8 protein-coding genes and 1 pseudogene are annotated in these 8,770 nt (G+C 61.8%); 2 read left to right on the top strand and 7 right to left on the bottom strand.

The window, feature by feature from the left end:
- The 6 genes and pseudogenes from ASE60_RS07555 to chvE all read right to left on the bottom strand — a co-directional run.
- Nucleotides 1–654, bottom strand: a pseudogene (locus tag ASE60_RS07555) (aldehyde dehydrogenase family protein); the annotation flags it as partial.
- 1 nt (nt 655) lies between these two features.
- Nucleotides 656–1,456, bottom strand: an 801-nt coding sequence (locus tag ASE60_RS07550) for an aldehyde dehydrogenase family protein (protein WP_156414601.1), incomplete at its 3' end; no start/stop codon positions are given.
- Between the two features lie 66 nt (nt 1,457–1,522).
- Nucleotides 1,523–2,518, bottom strand: coding sequence for an AraD1 family protein (gene araD1 / locus ASE60_RS07545; protein WP_057249120.1), 996 nt, complete (start codon nt 2,516–2,518; stop codon nt 1,523–1,525).
- A gap of 170 nt (nt 2,519–2,688) precedes the next feature.
- Nucleotides 2,689–3,897 (bottom strand): multiple monosaccharide ABC transporter permease, encoded by a 1,209-nt coding sequence (mmsB, locus tag ASE60_RS07540; protein WP_057249119.1) that lies wholly within the window; start codon nt 3,895–3,897, stop codon nt 2,689–2,691.
- Nucleotides 3,897–5,432, bottom strand: coding sequence for a multiple monosaccharide ABC transporter ATP-binding protein (gene mmsA / locus ASE60_RS07535; protein WP_057249118.1), 1,536 nt, complete (start codon nt 5,430–5,432; stop codon nt 3,897–3,899). The genes mmsB and mmsA overlap by 1 nt, the downstream gene beginning before the upstream one ends.
- 98 nt (nt 5,433–5,530) lie before the next feature.
- Nucleotides 5,531–6,598 carry a multiple monosaccharide ABC transporter substrate-binding protein gene (gene chvE / locus ASE60_RS07530; protein ID WP_057249117.1) on the bottom strand — a complete coding sequence of 356 codons (1,068 nt, stop codon included), beginning with the start codon at nt 6,596–6,598 and terminating at the stop codon, nt 5,531–5,533.
- Between the two features lie 284 nt (nt 6,599–6,882).
- On the opposite strand from chvE, the gene ASE60_RS07525 reads away from it, so the two are divergent.
- Together ASE60_RS07525 and ASE60_RS07520 are read left to right on the top strand one after the other, a co-directional pair.
- Nucleotides 6,883–7,863, top strand: coding sequence for a LysR family transcriptional regulator (locus ASE60_RS07525; protein ID WP_057249116.1), 981 nt, complete (start codon nt 6,883–6,885; stop codon nt 7,861–7,863).
- Between the two features lie 119 nt (nt 7,864–7,982).
- Nucleotides 7,983–8,432, top strand: a complete 450-nt coding sequence (locus tag ASE60_RS07520; RefSeq protein ID WP_057249115.1) for a hypothetical protein — start codon at nt 7,983–7,985, stop codon at nt 8,430–8,432.
- 3 nt (nt 8,433–8,435) lie between these two features.
- Here the strand turns inward: ASE60_RS07520 and ASE60_RS07515 are convergent, their stop codons facing one another.
- A complete protein-coding gene (locus tag ASE60_RS07515) occupies nt 8,436–8,690 on the bottom strand; it encodes a hypothetical protein (RefSeq protein ID WP_057249114.1) in 255 nt (84 codons plus the stop codon).
- Nucleotides 8,691–8,770 lie beyond the last annotated feature (80 nt).

Here is an 8,770-nt window from a genome sequence, read left to right as displayed (position 1 = left end):
GGGGTGTCGTTGGCCACAGTGAGCGCCTCGTCGTAATCGCGGACGCGGATGACGGACGCGACCGGCCCGAAGATTTCTTCCCGCGAAATCCGCATCTGGTTGGTCGCCTCGGTGAACAGCGCTGGCTGCAGGTAGAAGCCGGGCGTGTCGCGCTTCAGGAGCTCGCCGCCRAAGGCGAGCTTGGCGCCCTCCTGCTTGCCGATGGCGATGTAGTCGGTGTCCTGGTTGAGCTGGCTCTCATCGACCACCGGGCCGATATGGGTGCCGGCCTTGAGCGCATCATCGATCGTCAGCCCTTTGATCCGTTCGCCCATTGCGGCCACGAAGCGGTCGTGAATGCCCTCGGTGACGATGATGCGCGACGAGGCGGTGCAGCGCTGGCCGGTAGAGAAGAAGGCGGAATTGACCGCCGCTTCGACCGCAACGGACAGATCGGCATCATCAAGCACGACGAAGGGGTTCTTGCCGCCCATTTCCAGCTGGTACTTGCGATTGTGCTCGACCGAGGCCAGCGCGACGCGTTTTCCCGTGCCGGTCGAGCCGGTGAAGGTGATGGCGTGGATATCGGGGCTGTCGAGCATCGCCTGGCCGACGACCGAGCCCTTGCCCATGACGAGGTTCAACACGCCTATCATCCTGATGTTCGCGCCCGTCNGGCCTCGACCGCCACCGACAGATCGGCATCGTCGAGCACGACGAAGGGGTTCTTGCCGCCCATCTCCAGCTGGTATTTGCGATTGTGCTCGACCGAGGCCAGCGCCACGCGTTTTCCCGTGCCGGTCGAGCCGGTGAAGGTGATGGCGTGGATATCGGGGCTGTCGAGCATCGCCTGGCCGACGACCGAGCCCTTGCCCATGACGAGGTTCAACACACCTTTCGGCAGGCCGGCACGATGGAGGATGTCGACGATCGCCCAGGAACTGCCGGGCACCAGTTCGGCCGGCTTGAAGACGACGGTGTTGCCGTAACAAAGCGCCGGCGCGATCTTCCAGGCGGGRATGGCGATCGGGAAGTTCCAGGGCGTGATGATGCCGACGACGCCGACCGGCTCGCGGGTGATCTCGACGCCGATGTTGGGTCGCGCCGAGGGCAGTACTTCGCCCGCCAACCGCAGGCACTCGCCGGCGAAGAAGTCGAAGATCTGGCCGGCGCGCACCGTCTCGCCGATGCCTTCGACAAGCGTCTTGCCTTCCTCGCGCGACAACAGCCTTCCGAGCTCGTCCTTGCGGGCGAGGATCTCGTCGGCGGCCTTCCTCAGGATCGCGTGGCGCTCGAGGATGCCGGAACGCGACCAGGTCGGGAACGCAGCCTTGGCAGCGGCGATCGCGGCGCGGGCATCGTCGGCAGACGCACGGGCATATTCGCCCACAACGTCATTGGTGTCGGACGGGTTGATGTTGGCAACCCCGTCACCGCCGACCCACTCGCCGGCAATCAGGTTCTGGTGCATTGTCATAGGCTTCGAGCCTCCTTCATAAACGCGCATGACCGTCCCTCGCGAACGGTGCGCTTAGGAGATGTGTCAGAGCTGGCGAATGGCGACCTGTTCTTCCGCAGCGATCGCTAGCGTGTTGCGGAGCGGAAGGCCGAAACCATCAGCCTCGATCTCGAACACGTCGCCTTCCTCGGTGCGGATGCCGTCGCCGAAGGACAGCGTCGCCGTACCGAACATGTGAACATGAATATCGCCCGGCTGGCGGAACAGGCCGTACTTGAAATGATGGTGCTCAAGATTGGCGAAACTGTGCGACATGTTGGCCTCGCCCGACAGGAACGGTTTCTCCCACAGCACCTTGCCGCCGCGCAGGATGCGCGACATGCCGCGGATATCCTCAGGGGCAACACCGATACGGATTTCCGGACCGAAGCTCGCCTGGCGCAGCTTCGAGTGCGCCAGCCAGAGATAGTTGACCCGCTCGGTCTTGTGGTCGGAAAACTCGTTGGCGACGGCGAAACCAATACGGAACGGAACGCCCGTGTCGGAGATCACGTAGATGCCGGCCATTTCCGGCTCCTCGCCGCCATCCTCGGCAAAGGCGGGCGAAACGAGTGCCGCGCCCGGCGCCACGGCTGAGGTGCCGTTGCCCTTGTAGAACCACTCCGGCTGCACGCCGGTCTCGCCGGCTTTCGGCTTGCCGCCTTCGAGACCCATGCGGAACATCTTCATCGAGTCCGTCAGCGTTTCCTCGGCCGCCTCGCTCGTCTTCTTGTGCATGGCGTCACGGGTTGCGGCCGAACCAAGATGGGTGAGGCCCGTGCCGGTCAGGTGCAGGTGCGCCGGATCCGGATGGGTGATCGGCGGCAGGAAACGTCCCTCCGCATAGGCCCTGTCGAGGTCGACGGCGGCGCCAAGACCCTTGGTCTCGATCGTCTCCTTCAGGCTGCGCCCGGCATTGGCCGCCTCCATCGCCAGAGCGTAGACGCTTGCAGCACCATTGACCGCATGCGCGGTTTCACCGGGCAAACGCACCGCAACCGTTATCGATCCGTCTTCGTTCCTGATCTGCGAAATCAGCACGATCCTGTCCTTCCTGTCGTCGTTCGGGTCGCGGTCTTCGCCTTCTCAAGGCAAAAGCGTCCCCGTGGCTGGCTTTCGCCACCCAATTCCGGCGGGCCAATCCGCCGATCCTGGCAGCCGCGGCTGCCGGTGAATGTTACTGGTTCGCGTCGGGTCTTATGGCTTTCGGCTCAACCCTTGTTCTTGTTGTAGACATCGAAGAACACGGCTGCGAGGAGCACGAGGCCCTTGATCAGCTGCTGGTAATCGATGCCAATGCCCATGATCGACATGCCGTTGTTCATCACGCCCATGATGAAGGCGCCGATCACCGCGCCGATGATCTTGCCGACGCCGCCGGACGCCGAGGCGCCGCCGATGAAGCATGCCGCAATGACGTCGAGTTCGAAGCCTTGGCCGGCCTTCGGCGTAGCCGAGTTGAGGCGGGCGGTGATGATCATGCCGGCGAGTGCCGCAAGCACACCCATGTTGACGAAGGTGTAGAAGGTCAGCCGTTCGGTGTTGATGCCCGAGAGCTTGGTCGCCTTGACGTTGCCGCCCATGGCGTAGATGCGGCGGCCGATGGTCGAGCGCGTGGTGATGAAGGTGTAGAGCGCGATGAGAACGGCCATGGCGATCAGCACGTTCGGCAGGCCGCGATAGGTCGCGAGCTGGAAGCCGATGAACAACGCCACGACGGCAATAACCGCCATCTGGATCGCGAAGAAGATGAAGGGTTCGTTCTCGGTGCCGTGCTGCTCGTTGATCCGGCGGTCGCGAATGCCGGCATAGATGGCATAGGCGACGAGCGCCACGACAGCCACGAGCGCGACCAGGTTCTGAATCATTTCCGGCGCCGGATTGAGGAAATAGAGGAAGTCGGGGACGAAACCGGTCGACAGCAGCTGGAATTCCTTCGGGAACGGTCCGATCGGACGACCGCCAAGCACCACGTAGGTAAGCCCGCGGAAAACCAGCATGCCGGCAAGCGTGACGATGAACGACGGGATCTTTTGATAGGCGACCCAATAACCCTGCGCCGCACCCATGATGCCGCCGACGACGAGACAGGCGGGAATGACGACAAAGGCCGGCAGCCCCCACTTGACCAGCATGATCGCCGAGATCGCGCCGATGAAGGCGACGATCGAGCCGACCGATAGGTCGATATGGCCGGCGACGATGATCAGGAGCATGCCGAGCGCCATGATGACGATGAACGAGTTCTGCAGCACCAGGTTGGTGATGTTGACCGGCTTGAACAGCACGCCGTTGGTCACGAACTGGAAGAACAGCATGATCACCACGAGCGCGACGAGCAGGCCGTATTCGCGGATGTTGTTCTTGAGATAGTCCCCGATCGAGGGCTTGTTGTTTTGGGTGCTCGTATCGGCGACCATTAGTGTTTCTCCCCTGAACGCATGATGGCACGCATGATGGATTCCTGGCTCGCTTCCGCCTTCGAGAGCTCGGCGACGATGCGGCCCTCGTTCATGACGTAGATGCGATCGCAGGTTCCAAGCAGCTCCGGCATTTCCGATGAGATCATTAGGATGCCTTTACCCTCGGCGGCAAGCTGGTTGATGATGGTGTAGATCTCATACTTCGCGCCGATATCGATGCCGCGTGTCGGCTCGTCGAGAATGAGAACTTCCGGATTGGTGAACAGCCATTTGGACAGCACGACCTTCTGCTGGTTGCCGCCCGAGAGGTTGACCGTTTCCTGATAGATCGAGTGCGAACGGATGCGCAGCTTCGAGCGATAGTCGGAGGCGACCTTCGCTTCCTTGCGGTCGTCGATGACGCCGTTCGCGGCAACCGCCTTCAGGTTGGAGAGTGTCGTGTTCTCCTTGATGTTGTTGATCAGCACGAGGCCGAGCTGCTTGCGGTCTTCGGTGACGTAAGCGAGACCTGCATCGATCGCCCGCGGAATCGTGCTGACATCGACGGGCTTGCCGCGCATCGTCACGTCGCCGGTGATCTTGTGGCCCCAGGACTTGCCGAAGATGCTCATCGCCGTCTCGGTGCGCCCTGCCCCCATCAGCCCGGCAATGCCGACCACTTCGCCGGCGCGCACGGTGAAATTGACGTCGTGCAGGAACTGCCGGTCGCGATGGTGCTGGTGGAAGACATTCCAGTTCTTCACTTCCAGCAGCGTCTCGCCGATCTTGGGCTCGCGCGGCGGGTAGCGGTCTTCCATGGCGCGGCCGACCATGCCTTTGATAATCCGGTCCTCGCCGACATCTTCGGTCTGACAGTCGAGCGTTTCGACGGTTCCGCCATCGCGCAGGATGGTGATCTGGTCGGCGACTTTGCGGATCTCGTTCAGCTTGTGCGAGATGATGATCGAGGTCATGCCCTGCGTGCGAAACTCCATCAGGAGCTTCAAAAGCGCATCGGAATCGGTTTCGTTGAGCGAGGCGGTCGGCTCGTCGAGGATCAAGAGCCGCACCTTCTTCGAAAGCGCCTTGGCGATCTCGACCAGTTGCTGCTTGCCGACGCCGATGTCGGTGATGAGCGTTGCCGGGCTCTCGCTGAGGCCCACCTTCTTCAGGAGCTCCTGGGTGCGGGCAAAGGTCTGCGGCCAGTGGATCACGCCGTTGCTGGCGATCTCGTTGCCGAGGAAGATGTTCTCGGCGATCGACAGCAGCGGCACCAGCGCCAGTTCCTGGTGGATGATGATGATGCCAAGGTCTTCGCTGTCGGAGATCGTCGAGAAGCGACGCGCTTCGCCACCGTAGTGGATCTCGCCTTCATAGGTGCCGGCGGGATAGACGCCGCTCAACACCTTCATCAGCGTCGACTTGCCGGCGCCGTTTTCGCCGACGAGCGCGTGGATCTCGCCTTCGCGGACCTTGAAGCTGACATTGTCCAGCGCCTTGACGCCCGGGAACGTCTTGGTGATGCCCCGCATTTCAAGAATGATATTGTCCATGTTCAGTCATTCCAGCGGCAGTCTGCGAGAGAGTACCGGCTCCGTCTTCTGGATAAAAGGGCCCGCGCGCTTGCACGGGCCCTTCCCGTTGAAAAAGATCAGTTGTTGATCTGGTCTTCGGTGTAGTAGCCCGAGCTGACGAGCACGTCCTTGACGTTGGACTTGTCGACGGCAACCGGCTTCAGCAGGTAGGACGGAACGACCTTGACGCCATTTTCATAGGTCTTGGTGTCGTTCACCTCAGGCTCCTTGCCTTCCATGATCGCGTTGACCATGCCGACCGTTACCTTGGCGAGTTCGCGCGTGTCCTTGAAGATCGACGAATACTGTTCGCCGGCAAGGATCGACTTGACCGACGGCAGCTCGGCGTCCTGGCCGGTGACAACCGGCATCGGCATGTCGCCCGAGCCGTAGCCGACGCCCTTCAGCGCCGAGATGATACCGATCGAGAGGCCGTCATAGGGCGAAAGCACGCCATCGACCTTGGCGTCGGTGTAGTTCGACGACAGCAGGTTTTCCATGCGGGCCTGGGCGACAGCACCGTCCCAACGCAGCGTGCCGACCTGGTCCATGCCCTTCTGGCCGGACTTGACGACGATCTTGCCGCTGTCGATCAGCGGCTGCAGAACCGACATCGCGCCGTCGTAGAAGAAGAAGGCGTTGTTGTCGTCAGGCGAACCACCGAAGAGCTCGATGTTCTTGGGCTCGGTTGCGCCATCGAGCTTGAGGCCCTGCACCAGCGACGTCGCCTGCTGCACGCCAACCTGGAAGTTGTCGAAGGTGGCGTAGTAGTCGACATTGCCAGAGTCACGGATCAGACGGTCATAGGCGATAACCTTGACGCCGGCGTCATGGGCCTTCTGCAGGATGTCGGAGAGCGTCGTGCCGTCGATGGCGCCGATGACCAGAACCTTGGCACCCTTGGTCACCATGTTCTCGATCTGGGCGAGCTGGTTCGGGATGTCGTCGTCAGCGAACTGCAGGTCCGGGGTGTAGCCGGCTTCCTTGAACAGCTTCTCCATCGTCTCGCCGTCGGAAATCCAGCGGGTCGACGTCTTCGTCGGCATGGAAATGCCGACCGTGCCCTTGTCCTGCGCAAATACGGGCGCAGCGAAGGACGCGATCGAAATCGCAGCGGCTGCGAGAAGCGAAGTCATCAATTTCATCAGTTCTCTCCCAAAAAAGTTGAAGCCGGCAGGCAGAGCCTTTCCGTCTATGCGCAGCAATCCGCGGACCGGGATCTCGTCTCCGGCCGCGGATCAAGGTGAAGGAGAGGCCTCCCCGCCTCGCATGCTCCTACATGCGCTGGCACATGAGCAAAAACTGGAATCAAAACATATAACTGTCAAATACAATATTACTTTGAACGCATACCAAAATTGTTATAGCACGTGCGAACAGTGTGATTTTTGAAAATATTTGAAAACCAAAAAAACCACAGGGGTTGGAAATGCGTGACCAGAAGGCAAGCGCCACCGGGACGGCCGGCGAACTCTTCGATTCAGCACTCTTTCGCTCCGGCTTGAAGATCAGCCACCTCCGGCTGATTCTTGCAATTGACGACCACAGGCGCATCAGCGCCGCCGCGGAAGCTCTCGGGATTTCGCAGCCGGCAGCCTCGCGTATGCTGTCGGAAATCGAGACGATGCTGAAGGCGCCGGTCTGCGAACGCATTGCCCGTGGCGTCGAACTGACGCCTTACGGCGAAGCGCTGGCACGGCGGGCGCGCACGATCTTTCTGGAGCTTCGAGAAGCCTCGCGCGAGATCAACGAGCTCAAGACGGGCAGCGGCGGCTCGGTCTCTCTGGGTTCCGTCACCGGCCCGGCGCTCAATCTCGCCGTCCCCGCCATTCGCCAGGTGATCACCGCCTATCCCGGCATCGAGATCAACGTCCAGATCGAAAACAGCAACGTTCTGGCAAGGGAGTTGCTTGCCGCGCGCCACGATTTCATCATCGGGCGCATCCCCGACGACCAGCCGCCGCGGCTCTTCAACATGGTGGAGATCGGGTTTGAAGAAGTCTGCCTGATCGTGCGCGACGGCCATCCGCTGCTCGACAAACCTGTGGTCGGCGCCGAGGACCTGCCCTCCTACGACTGGGTGTTCCAGCCGCCGGGCACGCTGCTCAGGCGCGCCGTCGAGGATAGTTTCGTGGCGGCCGGCGTGAGATTGCCGGCGACCGTCATCAACACCTCTTCGATCATCCTGACGCTGTCGATCGTGCGCCACACCAATGCGATCGCGCCGGTGGCGCTCGACGTCGCCAACCTGATTGCCGGCAACGGCACACCGGCCGGCGAAATCCGCATCCTGAAGACCGAGATCCCGATCCGCATCAAGCCCTATGGCCTGATCACGGCCGAGGGACGCGCGCTGCCGCCGAGTGCCAAGCTGCTCTACGATCTCATCCTGAAGCAGGGCCGTGCGTGATCAGCCCGGCATGATCGAAACGTTCAGCCCGGCATGATCAAGTGATCAGCCCGGCATGATCATGTGATCAGCCCGGGATAACCTCCGCCTGTCATGGTTTCCTTCCAATTGGAGGCGTCATGTTCGGAATGTCGGTGTTTCAGTCGGTGCTCGAACGGCTGAAGACGGAAGAGGAATACGAGCCGGATCCGGCCGAAGCGTCCCGTGTCACGACGCCGTACGCGCCGGTGTTTGCCAGCGCTCTTTCGGCCGAAAGCGTCGGCGCGGCCTCCTTCGGCGCGGTCGAGCGCGCCTATCTCGATGCGGCTTTCGTCGAGCCGCCGCCTCCGCCGGTCATGCCTGACTATCTCAATCGCACTGGCCTTGCAGAGGTGGCCGAAGAACTGGCGCTTGCCGACGGCGAAACTCAAGTGACGCTCGCGGCAAAGCGGCGTGCCTTCGCCGCCCTGAACCATCCGGACCGCCTGCCGGCCGCCTTCCGCGCCAATGCGACCGTGCGTATGAAACTCGCCAACATGCTGATCGACGAAGCCTCGCAGCAGATACGCGCAATCAACCCGGCGGCGTGATCGTCAGCCCGCGGCGCCGTCCCCGTCGCTCTTGCCTTGCTCTTCGTCCGCGGCTTTATCCACGCTCTTCTCGCTCGGCTTATAGAAGACCAGCAGCGCTGCCGAGGCATAGGCCGTCATGGCCAGGAAGATCATGCCCCACATCGCCTGTTCGCCCAGGAACTCGACCACCGTCCAGACGGCGCAGAAGGCCACGATCAGCAGGCGGACCCATAGCGGGCGGTAAAAGGGGTGGTCCGGGTCGATGAACTTGAGCATTCTGTCCTCTGGTGGCCTTATCATGTGCGCCCCATTTACGGGATATTCATTGAAGACAGCAAGTCCAGCGGTCCTCACGC

It is taken from the genome of Ensifer sp. Root278 (assembly GCF_001429285.1).
Taxonomy (GTDB): Bacteria; Pseudomonadota; Alphaproteobacteria; order Rhizobiales; family Rhizobiaceae; genus Ensifer.
The sequence above is the reverse complement of the archived record's forward strand: the minus strand, read 5'-3'. Positions and strand labels throughout refer to the sequence as shown.